This is a genomic window from Bacillus sp. Brlt_9 (assembly GCF_051948935.1).
In the GTDB taxonomy this organism is placed as follows: Bacteria; Bacillota; Bacilli; order Bacillales; family Bacillaceae_G; genus Bacillus_A.
In genome coordinates this window covers 670,983-686,161 of sequence record NZ_JAYJLO010000003.1, presented here as the reverse complement: position 1 = coordinate 686,161, position 15,179 = coordinate 670,983, and the positions used below count along the sequence as shown (strand labels likewise).

At 30.9% G+C, this 15,179-nt stretch carries 15 protein-coding genes; 9 read left to right on the top strand and 6 right to left on the bottom strand.

The genetic code is table 11. From position 1 onward, the window contains the following. The first annotated feature begins 15 nt into the window (after positions 1 to 15). The 8 genes from VF726_RS16170 to scpB all read left to right on the top strand — a co-directional run bounded on the left by VF726_RS16170 (position 16) and on the right by scpB (position 8,096). On the top strand, positions 16 to 684 hold the full coding sequence (locus VF726_RS16170; RefSeq protein ID WP_440170017.1) for a hypothetical protein: 669 nt from the start codon (positions 16 to 18) through the stop codon (positions 682 to 684). Between the two features lie 124 nt (positions 685 to 808). Next, positions 809 to 1,315 (top strand): hypothetical protein, encoded by a 507-nt coding sequence (locus VF726_RS16165; RefSeq protein WP_440170014.1) that lies wholly within the window; start codon positions 809 to 811, stop codon positions 1,313 to 1,315. A gap of 110 nt (positions 1,316 to 1,425) precedes the next feature. Beyond that, complete coding sequence (locus VF726_RS16160) at positions 1,426 to 1,668, top strand: extracellular matrix/biofilm biosynthesis regulator RemA family protein (RefSeq protein ID WP_440170011.1); 243 nt, start codon at positions 1,426 to 1,428, stop codon at positions 1,666 to 1,668. Positions 1,669 to 1,679: 11 nt separating this feature from the next. Then, positions 1,680 to 2,795, top strand: a complete 1,116-nt coding sequence (locus tag VF726_RS16155; RefSeq protein ID WP_440170009.1) for a hypothetical protein — start codon at positions 1,680 to 1,682, stop codon at positions 2,793 to 2,795. A gap of 349 nt (positions 2,796 to 3,144) precedes the next feature. After that, positions 3,145 to 3,360: a hypothetical protein gene (locus VF726_RS16150; RefSeq protein WP_088364028.1), complete on the top strand. Its 216-nt coding sequence runs from the start codon at positions 3,145 to 3,147 to the stop codon at positions 3,358 to 3,360. Continuing rightward, positions 3,354 to 6,914 carry a chromosome segregation protein SMC gene (gene smc / locus VF726_RS16145; RefSeq protein WP_440170202.1) on the top strand — a complete coding sequence of 1,187 codons (3,561 nt, stop codon included), beginning with the start codon at positions 3,354 to 3,356 and terminating at the stop codon, positions 6,912 to 6,914. Before VF726_RS16150 ends, smc begins: the two co-directional genes overlap by 7 nt. After that, a complete protein-coding gene (locus VF726_RS16140; protein WP_440170007.1) occupies positions 6,914 to 7,603 on the top strand; it encodes a segregation and condensation protein A in 690 nt (229 codons plus the stop codon). The genes smc and VF726_RS16140 overlap by 1 nt, the downstream gene beginning before the upstream one ends. 13 nt (positions 7,604 to 7,616) lie before the next feature. Beyond that, a complete protein-coding gene (scpB, locus tag VF726_RS16135) occupies positions 7,617 to 8,096 on the top strand; it encodes an SMC-Scp complex subunit ScpB (protein WP_440170004.1) in 480 nt (159 codons plus the stop codon). A gap of 42 nt (positions 8,097 to 8,138) precedes the next feature. Here the strand turns inward: scpB and VF726_RS16130 are convergent, their stop codons facing one another. From VF726_RS16130 to rpoD, 3 genes are all read right to left on the bottom strand, one after another. After that, positions 8,139 to 8,852 carry a hypothetical protein gene (locus VF726_RS16130; RefSeq protein WP_440170002.1) on the bottom strand — a complete coding sequence of 238 codons (714 nt, stop codon included), beginning with the start codon at positions 8,850 to 8,852 and terminating at the stop codon, positions 8,139 to 8,141. 13 nt (positions 8,853 to 8,865) lie between these two features. After that, a complete protein-coding gene (locus VF726_RS16125; RefSeq protein ID WP_440170000.1) occupies positions 8,866 to 10,095 on the bottom strand; it encodes a hypothetical protein in 1,230 nt (409 codons plus the stop codon). 235 nt (positions 10,096 to 10,330) lie between these two features. Then, positions 10,331 to 11,431 carry an RNA polymerase sigma factor RpoD gene (gene rpoD, locus VF726_RS16120; protein ID WP_440169997.1) on the bottom strand — a complete coding sequence of 367 codons (1,101 nt, stop codon included), beginning with the start codon at positions 11,429 to 11,431 and terminating at the stop codon, positions 10,331 to 10,333. 142 nt (positions 11,432 to 11,573) lie between these two features. Here rpoD and VF726_RS16115 point away from each other — a divergent pair, with 142 nt between their 5' ends. Then, positions 11,574 to 12,188 carry a hypothetical protein gene (locus tag VF726_RS16115; protein WP_440169995.1) on the top strand — a complete coding sequence of 205 codons (615 nt, stop codon included), beginning with the start codon at positions 11,574 to 11,576 and terminating at the stop codon, positions 12,186 to 12,188. 21 nt (positions 12,189 to 12,209) lie between these two features. On the opposite strand, the gene VF726_RS16110 is transcribed toward VF726_RS16115, so the two are convergent. From VF726_RS16110 to VF726_RS16100, 3 genes are all read right to left on the bottom strand, one after another. Next, the gene (locus VF726_RS16110) at positions 12,210 to 13,481 is read right to left on the bottom strand and encodes a hemolysin family protein (RefSeq protein ID WP_440169992.1); all 1,272 of its coding nucleotides are present in this window, start codon (positions 13,479 to 13,481) and stop codon (positions 12,210 to 12,212) included. Between the two features lie 82 nt (positions 13,482 to 13,563). After that, positions 13,564 to 14,271: a hypothetical protein gene (locus VF726_RS16105; RefSeq protein ID WP_440169990.1), complete on the bottom strand. Its 708-nt coding sequence runs from the start codon at positions 14,269 to 14,271 to the stop codon at positions 13,564 to 13,566. Positions 14,272 to 14,470: 199 nt separating this feature from the next. Beyond that, the gene (locus VF726_RS16100) at positions 14,471 to 15,136 is read right to left on the bottom strand and encodes a hypothetical protein (RefSeq protein WP_440169987.1); all 666 of its coding nucleotides are present in this window, start codon (positions 15,134 to 15,136) and stop codon (positions 14,471 to 14,473) included. Between the last annotated feature and the right edge of the window lie 43 nt (positions 15,137 to 15,179).

Below are 15,179 nucleotides of genomic sequence, written 5' to 3'. Positions count from 1 at the left end.
ATAGGAGGACAATATATGAATTCAAATCTAACTATTATTACAGAACTAAAAAATAGAAATATCCCAAGTGACGTAAAAAACAAAATCTTACCTATACTAGAGAAGAATATGAATCGTATTGAATTTGTAAAAAATTTCGTAGGTCTGAAAGATATATTATATTTCGAAGAACTTGAAATTGGATTTTTTGATTATCCGTTTTTTTTAAGTTTGGATTGTAAGAACACTAAAAGCACGCTATCAAATAAGCACGAAAATATAGCATCAATTTATGAGAATGCCATTACAGACCTCAACGAGATCATTAAACAATTACAAGCGTTTTTTGATGAAAATAATAGAACCTTGTATATCGATACAGCATTTAAAGAAAATATCTTAACAAACGATGATATGTGGCAAGTTTATCACATAATGGATGAAGAAAAAGACAAAGAACCATACGAAATAATTATGAAAATGTACAGCTATCCAGACTGGTATAATGTAAAGTTCGGAGAAGAAGTTGCTATTTTTGAAAATTCATTATCACTTCTTAAACAGTTAGAGAACATCCACTTAAATAATGAAATTGAACAATTAGAAGCAGAGATTAATAAAGCTTTAGAAAATGACGATGTAGTAAATTTACCTATATTGGTAAAGAAATTAAAAAAATTAAAAGGACAACACCACGATCAATAATATTTTTTGCTAATTGTTGTAAGTATTGTGGGAAACAACTATAAAATCTGTTTATAATAACGGTATAGATAATTATTAATTACATTTACAAATAAGGAGTGAAGCTGAACTTTCAGCGAATACTATGAATAGAAAAGAACAAAGCATTATAAATCAAACAATATATCTATACTTAATTAATAAATTTGGTGTTATAAACGATAAGTTTTTAGATTCACTTGTACAGATTTACCATTTAATTCGCATTACTACCGATCTAAAAATCGACAGGACATTTGTTTCCTATGAATTCAAAATTGTTGATGGTGATCAACAAAGAATTTTAGATAATCTTAAGTTCTATCAATATATTGATCAAGAAAACAAGATCACGGAATCTGGATATGAATTTTTAAATAACGTTTTGAATGGGAAAATCGAATTACAAAAAGTTATAAAATCATTCGAAGACACTTGCATTAATAATACTGCTTACAATAATACTTGTTTATCCCCTACCGCTCCTACTACTGCGAACTGCGGCATATGCAAAAATATGAGCTGTGTTCAAAAAACAAGTTTTCTACGAGATGTTCTCCTACAACGTTTCAAATTACCTAACTTCCAAAAATCATTTTCAAAACAAAATTAAGAACCTAACTAATTTAGAACAATTAGTTAGGTTCTTTTCTTCTTATAAAGGGAAGTATTTCATTTTTAATAATATATATAAGAGATTTTTCATCATTGGAGGAATGTATAGTGGACAATAAAACAATATCTATTGGCCGCGATAATTTTATACCTCGGTCGAGAATTGTAGGGTTCTTTTTTCCACATTCAAACCCTTTTAAAAGACTAATTTCAGAAAAACAAGACGAAAAGAAATTAGTAGATGCCACTAGAGGTAGAAAAACAAGAAGTGCAATTCTATTAGATAACGGGTATTTAATATTATCGCCAATAAAAGCAGCTACACTTGTTGAAAAATTTGAAAATGATTAGGAGGAAAACTTATGTATTCACTTCAATACAAAGGCTGGATCGGAAAAGTTGATGAAGTATGGATAAAAGAAGCTAGAACCTCTATCTTTTCATCTTTGTTTCAATACTATATTAAGCGGATTACACCAGGTCAGAAATTATTCATTGGATATGATAACAACATAAGTTCACAATATCTTGCTGAAGAGGCAGCAAATTATTTTAGTGAGAGCGGATTACCTGTTTTTATATCAACCAGACCATTAGCAACGTCAATGTTACAAGCAATTACAAAAGAAAGATATGGATGCGGATCGCTTTCTTTTGTAGTAGAAGATTACAAGTTCCCACACGTAGGATTAAAGGCATCCAATATGGATGGAATCTTTATTGCTCCTGAAGATTTAACTGATTTATCATCAACGGCGAAACACAAGAAACAATCAATGGATAGTTTTGACCCAACTTTGAATTTAAAGAATTATATCGAAAATAATTTAAATCTAAGTACAACAAGCAAACCATTACAAAGTCTAGTTTGGAATGCAATGCACAGTCCCCTCTCTCCTATCTTAGAGGAACTCTTCATAGAAATTTTTGATAAGAACAGCATTGATGCCTATACAATAAATTCATTCGAAAATAGCATACCAAAAAAATCTAATATCAATCCAGAGTATCAAGATGAGATCGAACAAACCTGCATCAAACTAAACTCTTACCATTGTAATTTCGGAATTACAACAACATCCGATTTAACTAATATCGATATTGTAAAAAAAGAAAAGGAAAATATCACTTCTCTTGAGTTCGAGGACATTATCTATAGAATACTCCCGTATTTGGGTTATCAAGAGAATATGATTATTTCAGAAGACATAACATTTAACGCCTCAAAAAAACACCCTGTAAATATTACAAAGGTTTCCGAAGGTAAATTCTTTGGTTATATAAAAGAAAATTCCTTTTCAATCGCTATAGATAGTGAATATAACATTTATATTCATAACGAATTATTCCCAAATCATTTCGCTGTATTATTCTGCCTATTCCATTCTATTTTGTACGGAAAATCAAAAGAACATTATAGCAAAAGTAAAATCAGTGAAAGCAAAAGTAAAAACAACAAAACAGTAACTACACAATAATGTTTCAGGAGGTGTTGGGGGATTTTCTCCCCCTTTTATATGAATGTATGTAAAGTATGCGGTGGTAACACTAAACAAATTAAAGATGACTATATAATAAATACTAGAATACCTGGTTATAAGGAAATTGTATTAGCAAATGTTTGGTTCGATAAATGTAAAATTTGCGGGTATAAAAACCTACCTACAGATAGACAATCAATGGCCGATAATTTGAAGGCTCACTATACTAATAAATATCTAGAGAGCAATTTAAAAGTTGACTATGCTGTACACGAAAAACCTAATACATCTATAAAAGACTTTATCAAGAAGATTTGCTCTTAATTTTAGAAAGGGGTTCCTTAATTTGAAAAACAAACACGATATTGACGATATTAACCCTTATGAAATGGTTTTGGATATTGCAGAAATCGCAAAAAAAGATGAATGGAAAGATAAAGAAAACATTCAAGAAGAAGAACAATCCATTAAAAAAATAATAAATCGCCCAATCGACATTAAAAACTACCCATACGAAGCATATAAAAAGTTCACAAATAAAAAGGACGATAGCTTATCTTAAAGCGTGTCATAATTACAGGTTTTAAAGCTTTTGCTGATTATGCTGAAATAGTATTTTCAGAAGGAGCAACTGCTATCATCGGACCAAATGGATCCGGAAAATCAAATATTTCAGATGCAATTCGTTGGGTAATGGGAGAAACAAGTGCAAAGTCCTTACGAGGCGGTTCTATGAAGGATGTTATTTTTTCTGGCTGTGATACACGTAAAGCCTCTACTTTTGCTGAAGTAAGTATAGAGTTAGATAACACTAAAAGAGTAATTAAAAGTATTGACGAAGATATCGTTTTAATTACAAGAAAAGCCCAAATTAATGGTAAGTCTTTCTTTTATATAAACGAGCAACCAGCCCTACTAAAGGATATACAGGAATTATTTTTAGATACCGGACTTGGTAGTAACAGTTATTCTATGATCGGCCAAGAACAAACAAAAAAGCTTCTCTCTGAAAAGAACGATGAACGCCGCGCTATTTTCGAAGAAGCTTCAGGTATTGAAAAAATGAAAATTCAAAAGGAAACAAGTGAAAAAAACTTAGCAGAAATTGAGAAAAACTACACTAGATTAAAAGACATCCTAAAAGAATTAAAACGGCAAGTAGACCCTCTGCAAAAACAAAGTGAACGGGCTAAAAAATACGTTTCTATTAAAGAAGTTTTAGACGAAAAAGAGATAAATTTTTTAAGTAATAAATTACAACACATTCATAAAGCACAATCTACCAATTCGGAGAACCTAAATGAGAAAAGAGAAACATTAGAATCATCTATTCAATTAGAAGTTACTACAAATGAAAAGTTTAAGAGCTCTAAGGAGTCCTTAAGAATGTTAAATGAGAATATCTTCACCATTCAGGAATCAAAAAGCGAATTAAAAATTGAACTTGACCGATACACTAATGAAATGAAAATGAATGAAGAACGGATTTCTCAATTAACCGAAGAGTTAACTGATATCAATATAGAAATCAATGATATTGAACAAAAGTTTTCAGTATCTACTGATGAATTTAACAACAAAAAAGATAGATATAAAGAGCTAGAATCCTTAATTCTTTCGTATAAAAATAGAAAAGATCAGATTGTAAGGGAGATATTCCACTCTCAAATTGAAATTACAAATTCCAAAAATACGGCTGAAGAATTAAGACAGTTAATTACATCTTTATATAATCAATCACAAGAAATGAAGTTAAGATTTGAACAGCACAATCGTGAAGAAGAAGAAATTTTAAAAGAACAAGACCTAAATAAAGTGAAGAAAAAAGAAATAAGTACTAGCTTAGAAATTGCTAATAGAAACATAACAAATAAAGAAAGAGAACTGAAAACCACTACTGCTCTATTCGATGATATTTCTATAGAATACCAATCTACTTTGAATGATATAGAACAGTTAAACGGAAAATTAAAAATGATACAATCTCAACTTTCTGCATTGGAAAAAGAAATGTATAGAAACTCAGCCACCTTAGAAAGCTTAGAATCATCTCTAGAAAACTTTGATGGGTATTACGAGGGCGTTAAGCAGGTATTAAAAAACAAAAGTAAATTGAATGGAATAATTGATGTAGTCAGTAATTTATTTGAAGTAAAAGATGGATTTGAATCAGCGTTCGATAGCTTATTAAGTGCTGTTACTCAAAATATAGTAGTTAATAGCATTGATAGCGCCAAAAATGCTGTTAACTTTTTAAAAGAAAATAGGTTCGGTAGAGCAACTTTTATTCCTCTAAATGATCTTAGTCCTAAGTACTTCTCAAAAGAAGAATTAGTAATTATCGATGAATATAAGAATATCTCCCCTGCCCTATCAGTTATTTCTTTTGATGAAAAACTAACTCAATTATTTCAGCATTTAGCCGGAAGGTATTTAGTAGCTAAAAATATGGATGCTGCTGTAGAATTTTATAAGAGAACAAAATTAAGAACAAAAATCGTTACTTTAGATGGAGACATTCTACAACCTGGTGTTATTAGTGGTGGTACAAAAAATAAAAAAGGACTAATCAGCAAGAAAAAAGATCTTACCATACTTAAGGAACAGATCAACAAATCTCAACTAGCCATCAATTCATATCAAGTAACTGAAAAGCAAATTAACGAACAGCTCTTCAATTTAAACGATAGAAAAGAACTTAATCATAAAGAAATTGAAAAAAATAAAGAAATAACTAATACACTTTCGTTTGAGCTTGAACACCTTAAAAGAGAGCTACATCATATCAATGAAAATGAAAAAAATCTCAATCTTACTTCTGAAGACCTACTTTACAGATTTAATGAATCGAAAAAGATCTCATCTTCTTTATTTACTAAACAAAAAGAGAAAGAACAATTGTATAACCAAAAAAACGAGGAACTATCCAAACTATTGGATTCTATTAAAGCTCAAGAAAATACCTTTAATGAACTGAAAGATGAAGAAACAACCATCCTCATAGAAAACGAAAAATCTGAAGAAGAAAAACGAAATTTATTAGAATTTATTTCTGAGCAAGAAAACGGAAAAGATTCATATAAAAAACGTTTAGATTTCTTGCAAGAAAAAAAGGAAACAAACTTAAAAAAACAACAACAATTATTAGATTCTATACATTCACTACAAGAGAATCAAAATACCATTGAAAACAAATACTCCCTTTTGGAAAGTAATTTAAATACGACTCAATCTGAAAAAGAACTTGCTGAATTAACAATGGACAAAACTGAAAGTGAATTATCAAAACTTCGATCATTTATTGCTACACTGAAAGAAGAAGTTCATAAGCTGGAATTAACTGAAACTAATTTTACTAACGAACGTGAACAAGTATTAAAAAAATCTATAGAGAGATATCACTTAAGCGAAACCGATCTTTTCAATTATGAAACTACACCATTGGATGAGATTAAAACAGAAAAAGAAATAAATGCTTTATATAAAGAAATAAAATCTATAGGTCCAGTTAATTTAGACTCTATTAACGACTTTGAAGAACTACATATCAGATATAAAAAAGAGAAAGAACAATTAGATGATGTTGAAGAAGCGAAAAAAGACTTAGATTCACTATTGAAGGATGTAACAAAAGAAATGACTGAAAGATTCACATCAACCTTTAAGGATATAGCAAATCACTTCGAGAGAACATTTGTTGAACTATTTGGAGGAGGAAAAGCTAAACTATCCTTAGAAGAACCAAACAAACCTCTAACCTCACATATAACTATCGTGGCCCAACCTCCCGGAAAAAAGCCAAGAAGAATCGAGTCTTTATCTGGCGGTGAAAAGAATTTAACCGTATGTGCTTTGATATTTGCGATTCTTAAAGCTAAACCTAGCCCGTTCGTTTACTTAGATGAAATTGATGCACCACTGGACGATGCTAATATTTCAAGGTTTGCCGATTGTTTAAAAACATTCAGTATTAACACACAATTTATTGTTGTTACTCATCGAAAAGGAACAATGATGGCAGCCGATTCATTATATGGCGTGACACAAGAAGAACTCGGAGTTACAACTGTATTCCCATATCAACTAGAACAAGATTCCGAAAGGAAAGCACTTTAATGGACAGCATCATTATAAAGTTCAATGATTTTGAAGGCCCTATGGATTTACTAATAGAGCTAATAAAGAAAAGAGAATTAAATATTTATGATCTACCAATGAGCATTATCACAAAAGATTTCATTCGAAACATAGAACATATGAAGAATGAAAATATGGAAGTTACTGCGCAATTCACCTCAATGGCCTCTCTCCTACTACATATAAAATCACAAATGCTCCTCCCCTCTACTAAAGATGATCCAAGACTCCAATTAGTTAAGGAAATAGAAGATTATGAGAAGTATAAGGAAAATCTAGAGAAAATTAAAGAACTTCAATTTATCGAAAAGAAATATTTCAAAAGAACAAAAAGAGATGTAACTAAGAAAAAGAAAAAAGGTAGCATTATAGATATCATAAAAAGCTATCAAACTATTATGCACAAGAAACAACTTAAAGAAAGAAACTCCAGATTAGATGACTTATCTAAAAAGCTTACGGAATCAAAGCATACCATTGAAGCGCAAATGAAATTTTTAAAGGAATACCCTTTAGATAAAATAAACGTACAAACATTGTTCGAGGAAATAAACGACCAAGAAGAAATGGTTGTTACATTTTCGGCTCTATTAGAGTTAATAAAACTACAATCTTTACGAATAGAAGTCGATAACGAAATTATTTTTCTAACAAAAGATTTAAACTAAGAGGTGAGATTTTTTGGACAAAAATGCCGTTGAAGCCATCCTCTTTATTACCAAAGAACCAATTACATCAGAGAAGATATCAAAGCTACTAAATGAACAGGAAAGCACCGTAGACCGATGGCTATCAGAATTAGAACGAGATTATGAAAATCGAGGCATACAAATTAGAAGGGTTGCTGGGGGTTTCGAGATGGTTTCTACAATTAAATATCATCAATATGTAGAACCATTAGTTGCAAAAGAATACGAGTTTTTATCCAAACCAACATTAGAAACTATCACACTTGTTGCAACTCTACAACCAGTTAAGAAATCTACCATTGCGCAATATCGCGGTGTTCAAAACCCTGATAATGGTATAGAATCAGCCTTAGCACTGAAACTTATTTCAGAAACATCGGACGGATATATTACTACAGATGCATTTTTAAAACTCTTTGGAATCAACGACCTTAAAGAATTAGAGGAAAAACTTAAAGAAATAGATAGATAAATAAAAAAAACTCATTAGGAAATTTCCTAATGAGTTTTTTCATTACCAAGACTTGCTTATAGCCGCTAAATTTACTTTAGCTTTTACTTTCTTCTTTTTAGTTCCATCTTTTTTAGAAGAATCAACACTATTTTTTGCAACTTCTATTTGCTTAGAACTATCTTTTGAAGCTGTTGTTTCAACTTTCTCTGCTTCCACAACAGTTACAGGCTCATCTTGTTTTTCTTCTTGTACAGTTTTTTCTTCTTGAACAAGTTTTTCTTCAACTTCAACGTTTTTTTCTGAAGCAACATACTCTTCTTTCACTTCTATTGCCTCAGACTGTATTTCTATATGATTAGGTTTTTCATCGGAAACAACAGTCTCTGATGGAGAGGCTTCAACAACTTTTTCTTCAACTCTAGGAAGTTGTTGAGTAGCAGCCACTTCATCCTTTATGAAATTATTATTACTTATTTCCTGATGTTTTGAGATCATTAAAGTTTCTTTATTAGATTTCCCAGCTAATAAATTTCTTAAGTTTATTAATCTAGAAATTTCCCGGTCAATATAGTTTTCAAAAAACTCGTCACTTCTTTTAGAAGGAGTTTCTTCAGCGAGATTTCTAATGCCATTTATTTCAATATCCGCTTCTACTAGAAATCGAATAGCATCAGTTACGTTTGTTTGAGCATTCACCCAATCCAATATTCCTTTTCGCTCATTCTTCTTTAGACGCCATATGACATTGTCACCCGGTATTTTATCCTTTGCCATCGTTTAGATGTCCTTATTTAGCTGCTAAGGCTTGCTTTTTAAACTGTTCGAAGAGTTCACTGTTTAAAATATTATTTAACCCCTCAACATATAAAGTTGCTGCAAACTGTTCCGGGATGTATAACAGTTTGATTTGCTTAGTATCACATACTTTTTTAAGACGTGGGTATAAGTGCTTTTTAAGTAGAACACTTCCACCACCGTATACAACTACAACGTCAAGTTCGTTTTGTACGCTATTCATTTGTTTACCAGCTTGACGAAGAATTTCATCAGCTTGTTTTGATAATGCATTATCAACCACTCTTAAAGCAGTATGATGGTATTTATGAGTAGAATCTTTAAGGATCTTAGACACAGTATGTCTTTGCATAGAAGGAACATTGATTTCAGCTGCAAGTTCGTCTACACTGTTTTCAACTGCGTGTCCAATACCATTATTAGAACCCTTTTTGAATTTTTGGTCAGGTTCAAGACCCACTGTAATAGGATACTCTGTAGTTCCGTCACCAATATCAATATGAAGTAATTTCTTCTCATTATCTTCCTCTACGAAAATATTACCATCCATATCGTTCCATTCATTATCTTCATCGTCAGTTTTGTATGCATTAATAAACTCTTCGAAGATTATACCCTCACGAACCTCGCCATTTTCATCCTGCCATAATGAGAATACTACAGGCGATGCTTCTGGTACTACTTTAACAAAATCGAATTCGATTTCTACTTTAACAGTTTTATTTTTACCTAAGTAAACTCGCACATCGTGCTTATCCTTAGTATATCTATCTGCAAATGCTAAACCAATTTCTTGATCATATTCAGTACAAGGTAGACCTGTAATCATATCAACCTTTAATTTAATTGGTTCTTCTAAATTTGTGTCTTTTTCATATGCTGCTTGAACTGCTTTCGCTGCAAGCATTCCAAGTGTCATAATAACTGGTACATCACTTTGATGCTTATCTTCAAATCCTAACATCATATTTTTGTATGAATCACCTTGTTGAATTGCATTTTCACCAACAAAGTACATTCCTGGTTCTACTGATGTTGAATTAATGCTAATTACTAGTTGTTTGAAGATAGTTTTTACCGCGTGATCTAGAGTCTTATCTTCATAGAAAGGATTACTTGTTTCCTTTGCTATAGTACTAGGTTGAAGAATTTTTTCACCATTAATCATCATTGCTTGTTCGCTGTTTCCTGAATCTACTGCCGCTTTAAAAGAGATTTCCATTTCCTCTTCCTCCTTAAATCTTATGTAATTTCATTTAATAAATCATTTCGTGAATAACTTATCATATTATTACGTTGTTTGTAAACCCCATTTTGCATTATTTTGCATTGCAAAATAATGCTTTATATTGCAATATTGATATAAACCCTTGATACATAAGGGTTTATCCTTGCTTTACCATTATTATATTTATCTACAAAAATACTTTTTTATTATAAAAAATAAAAAGAGATTCCTATTTTAGGAAATCTCTTAATTTTTGAGACCTACTAGGATGTCTTAATTTCCTAAGAGCCCTCTCTTCTATTTGTCTAATTCTTTCTCTTGTTAAGTTAAATATCTTACCTATTTGATCTAACGTTTTTGTTTCCCCATCATCTAACCCCATTCTTAATCGCACAACTAAAGCTTCTTGCGGAGTTAGTGATTCTAATACGTCGTCTATTGTCTCTTTTAACATAGACTCTTTTGTATACGCATCAGGATCTGGACGGTTATCAGAGATAAATTCATTTAATGTGCTATCATCGTCATCACCTATGGATGTTTCCATAGAAATTGGGTCTAGTGCTATTTTATAAATCTCTGCAACTTTCTCTTCCGTTAATTCCATTTTTTCAGCTATTTCTTTAATAGTAGGTTCGCGACCAAATTCTTGAGTTAGTTCCTTATTATATTTTCTTAATCGATTTATTGTATCGTACATATGTACAGGGATTCTAATTAACCTAGATTGATCTGGTATAGCTCTTGTAATAGATTGTCTAATCCACCAAGTAGCATAAGTGCTAAACTTAAAGCCTTTTTTATAATCAAATTTGTCTATCGCTTTCATTAACCCTGTATTACCTTCAGCAATTAAATCCATAAAATCTAATCCTCGATTAATATACTTTTTTGCTATAGAAACTACGAGACGTAAATTACACTGTGCAAGCTGTCTTCTAGAATCTTGACTTCCTGCAAGAATTTGTTTTGCTAAAATTTTTTCTTCTTCAGCATTTAAGATTCTGTATTTACCTATTTTTTTCAGATACATCCTTACTGTATCATCAACATCAACTTCTACTTCCTCTTCTTGTTCTTTTATAATTAAATCTTTTATTGTTATTTTCTTTCCTTGTTCCCTAAGTTCCTCAGTTTCCAATTCATCATCTATGATTTCTATACCTGTTTCATCTTTTAAGATTGTATAGATACGTTCTGCTTGATTTGAATCCCAATTAGCGTTACCCAATTGTTTTCTTATATCAGAAATTTTTAGTAAACCGTTTTTCTTACCCTTAACTATTAAATGCTTTATATTATCTATATTATTAATGGCTAGTTCCCCCATTTTTCGCACCCCCCGAAAAAAAAGAACTGTTTTATTGACTCAGCGATGAAGAATTGATTATAATCCTTCAAATCTATCTATCTATATATAATCGGTTGATTCTATTACTACTTAAGTAAATTCTGCAAATAGGAGGTCCACAATGTATAAAACCAACATTGCATATTACCAGAACGAACTTCTAAAAACTTTTGTAGGTGATACTGAAAAACAGAAGGTTCTTGATTTATTTCAAAACCTTGTCTTTAAATTAGAAAAGAATCTTTATCACCTGAACAATATAAATCTATTTATTGAAAAGGCAAGCGGAAAAAATGAATTTTTAACATTAATGCCAATATACTTTGAATTAGAAAGTTTCCTTGTTTCCACAAGATCTTCCGTTGATATGTTGATGCATATTTTAAACTACTGTCTAAATTATGAAATTGAGAGCACGCAAGTTTCCGTTTCTTCAGTCTATCGATGTAAAAAATTATCTAAACCATTAAAAGAAATCTTCGCGCGATACACTACCCCTTACAACAACCCTACTTGGAGTTTCATTTATTTATTTAGAAACGAAGTTGTACACGAAAAAAGTATCTTTCAAGTTATGCCCTTGCAATTTAAACCCGTACTAGATCATACATTCCTATACGCTAAAATAGATAATAGGGATAAAGAAATCACTGATCATTTAAAAGTTTGTCTACGCTTTTTAGATAAATTCATAGAGCGCGTCTTATCCATATTAGAAATATTAATAAAAAAATAAAGCTAGGGCTTAGCCCTAGCTTTATTTCGTTACTGCTAATAATAAAATCCTATTTTCTTCACAATTCAATATTTCTATTGTTCTACCTTGCATTTCAATCTTATTGCCCTTTTCTATTTCAATTGTTTCAAGCTTTGACATTATATATCCACCAATGGTTATTGTGTCTTTTTTTTCATCAAAGATGGTTCCAATAGCTTTTTCAACATCTTCAATATGAACATCACCTTCAATAATCCATCTGTTCTTACCCTTTCTAATAGGAGGAATCTCATTATCAAACTCATCTTGAATATCACCTACTATTTCTTCTACAATGTCTTCCATTGTAACAAGGCCACTAATACCACCGTATTCATCAATAACAACAGCTATTTGTGTTTTTTCTAGTTGAAGCCTTTGTAATACTTTTTTAATAGGCATTGATTCATATACTCTTGGTATTTCTCTAATAATGGAATTTAAATTCTTTTCTTTTTCATTGTTAGAATATATATCTCTGATATTTACATATCCTTTAATATCATCTTTATCTTCACCACAAACAGGGAATCTCGAGAATCTACTCGATTTTACAAATTCAACAATAGTCTCATATTCCTCGGTTTCGTAAATACACTTCATTTCTTTTCTATGAACCATTATTTCACGAACCAGTGTTTCATCAAAATCGAATATTTTTTCAACCATATTTTTCTCGTCTTTATTGATATCATTACTCGATGAAACAATTAATTTTATTTCTTCTTCTGAATGTTCTTCATTATGTTCACTAGTGACCTTCATACCGAAAGCTCTTATAATTAAATTTGCACTTCCATTTAATACCCAGATAAATGGATACATAATTTTATAGAATACAACCATACTAGAAGAAACTTTTAAACTTATTTCTTCTGCCTTTTGAATTGCTACTGTTTTAGGTGCAAGTTCTCCTAATACAACGTGTAAAAATGTAATTATAGAGAATGAAAGAATAAAACTAATTGTACTCGAAATACTTTGATTGATATTTAAGTCTGTCAACAAAGGATTCAACAACCGTTGTATAGTCGGTTCACCTAACCAACCTAATCCAAGCGCAGTAATTGTTATCCCCAATTGACAGGCAGAAAGATAACCATCTAAATTATTCAATATTTTTTGGACTCTAATTGCTCGTTTATCCCCTTCTGCTACAAGTTGATCTATCCTACTTGAACGCACTTTAACAAAGGCAAACTCGGCAATTACAAAAAATGCAGTTGCAAATATTAGTAAAATAACAGCTATAATCCTAAATGATTCATCCATTTAAAAGATTCACACTCCTTATGAATAATAATTTCCTTATTATATTTAAAAATCCTATTTTGATATAAAAAATGCCAAGTAATTACTCAGCATTTTTATTTTGCTTATAGGCTTGCACTCGTTTGCTATATTCATCATTAACTCTACCAATAAGCTGCTTTAATTCATCGTTGGACAACTTTTCAATGCTGCTTATTACATTTGTAAACGAAGAGTCTCTATTATGTCCCTTCACCACATCAGGTTCATAAGAAATATTAGTTAATGTATGTAGCGGACGGCCGTTGATTTGAGCTGCAATTTCAGCAGAAGTTATATATGAAAGAACTTCCATAGCACACTCCCTCATTCCCGTTATATCTAGGTATGATTGTACAACTGTTGTAGGCTTACCAGAAGGTTTAATAGCACCCGTTTGAGTCTTCATTCCTGGTCCCTCTTGAATTGTAAAGCGGAATTGCACTTTATCACCATTAGAAATACCCTCAATTTTTAAAGTGCGCGAAATTACTTGCCCGTCACGAAAACTCCCGCCATAATCTTTAAAGCCATCTGAATAAAATTTACTAAAGTTACCATCTAGAACACTTTTAAATAATAACTTTGCCTTTGATTTTGCTATATACGCCTTTAAGTACTTATTATCTGAAGTAATCGAAACAATAATATTCCCTTTGAACTCTTTTTCCTCTTTCTCTTCCTTCTCTTTAAAGTACTCTAGATTATGAGTTATATCCAAAGCAGATCTTTGATTGATATGTTTAAAGATTTTTACACCCTTTCGTAACAACTAATTCCCCTCCCCTACAGAGATTAAAAAAATTGCTTCTTGAAAAAAACTATTAAAACATTTTTCGATAAGATTAGAATTTCAGAACACAGCAAAATCAACCATTCATTTCATTAAATGGTTGACCATAATTGCGTTATGTATATTTATAATTCTAATCAAGATAGAAGAAGATTATCTTGAAACCTATAACTTTTAATTATGCTAATCGCATTCGTTCTAAGACAGTTCCTTTTTGATTTAAGTGTTCATATGAACCTAGTTGAATCGTAAGATATTTTTTTAATACCTCTTTATCTTCCTTATTCTCCATCCACTTCTCGACTCGTTGTTTCACTTTTTCTTTTATATACTCAGATTCTGTAATCAATACTAAATTACAATACTTTGAGGAATCACTTAACGAAGTTTCAAATTCTTCATTTAGAGTTGTGTTATTTACTTCAATTACAAAATAGAACTCTCCGTCTTTTTCAAATTTAAGGTTTTTTTCAATTTGTTCAACAAATCGGTAACCTTTTTTACTCATAACACTTTTGACATCTTCTACTTCAACATTCTTTTGTTGTTTAAACTGAACACCATATTCTAATTTTGATATTCTTTTTTGCGAAGGACTCATATTGAGCATTTCTAATACAAAACTATGTATCTCATTTGTATTCACATTTAAACGTAAACTTTTTAAATCATCAATTGAATCAATTATTTGTTTTGCAGCATCACTTTCACCTTTCATTAATTTCTCTTGAACCTGTGCTAAGGCCGCTGCTTTTGCTTCAACTTTGATCTCATCAATTGTATCTCTTAGTTCTTGTGCTAACTCTTCTAAATAATTTAGTTTTACATTTAGTTGGTTTTCCAATGATTTCACCTCTAGTGGATTATCTTCCTAACTTGATTGTAAA

Bases quoted from the DNA above. Each gene is read 5' to 3' on its own strand.
- VF726_RS16130 (WP_440170002.1), bottom strand. From the start codon at position 8,852: ATGGCAAAGGATAAAATACCGGGTGACAATGTCATATGGCGTCTAAAG.
- VF726_RS16165 (WP_440170014.1), top strand. From the start codon at position 809: ATGAATAGAAAAGAACAAAGCATTATAAATCAAACAATATATCTATAC.
- VF726_RS16140 (WP_440170007.1), top strand. From the start codon at position 6,914: ATGGACAGCATCATTATAAAGTTCAATGATTTTGAAGGCCCTATGGAT.
- VF726_RS16170 (WP_440170017.1), top strand. From the start codon at position 16: ATGAATTCAAATCTAACTATTATTACAGAACTAAAAAATAGAAATATC.
- VF726_RS16110 (WP_440169992.1), bottom strand. From the start codon at position 13,481: ATGGATGAATCATTTAGGATTATAGCTGTTATTTTACTAATATTTGCA.
- VF726_RS16115 (WP_440169995.1), top strand. From the start codon at position 11,574: ATGTATAAAACCAACATTGCATATTACCAGAACGAACTTCTAAAAACT.
- VF726_RS16155 (WP_440170009.1), top strand. From the start codon at position 1,680: ATGTATTCACTTCAATACAAAGGCTGGATCGGAAAAGTTGATGAAGTA.
- VF726_RS16125 (WP_440170000.1), bottom strand. From the start codon at position 10,095: ATGGAAATCTCTTTTAAAGCGGCAGTAGATTCAGGAAACAGCGAACAA.
- rpoD (WP_440169997.1), bottom strand. From the start codon at position 11,431: ATGGGGGAACTAGCCATTAATAATATAGATAATATAAAGCATTTAATA.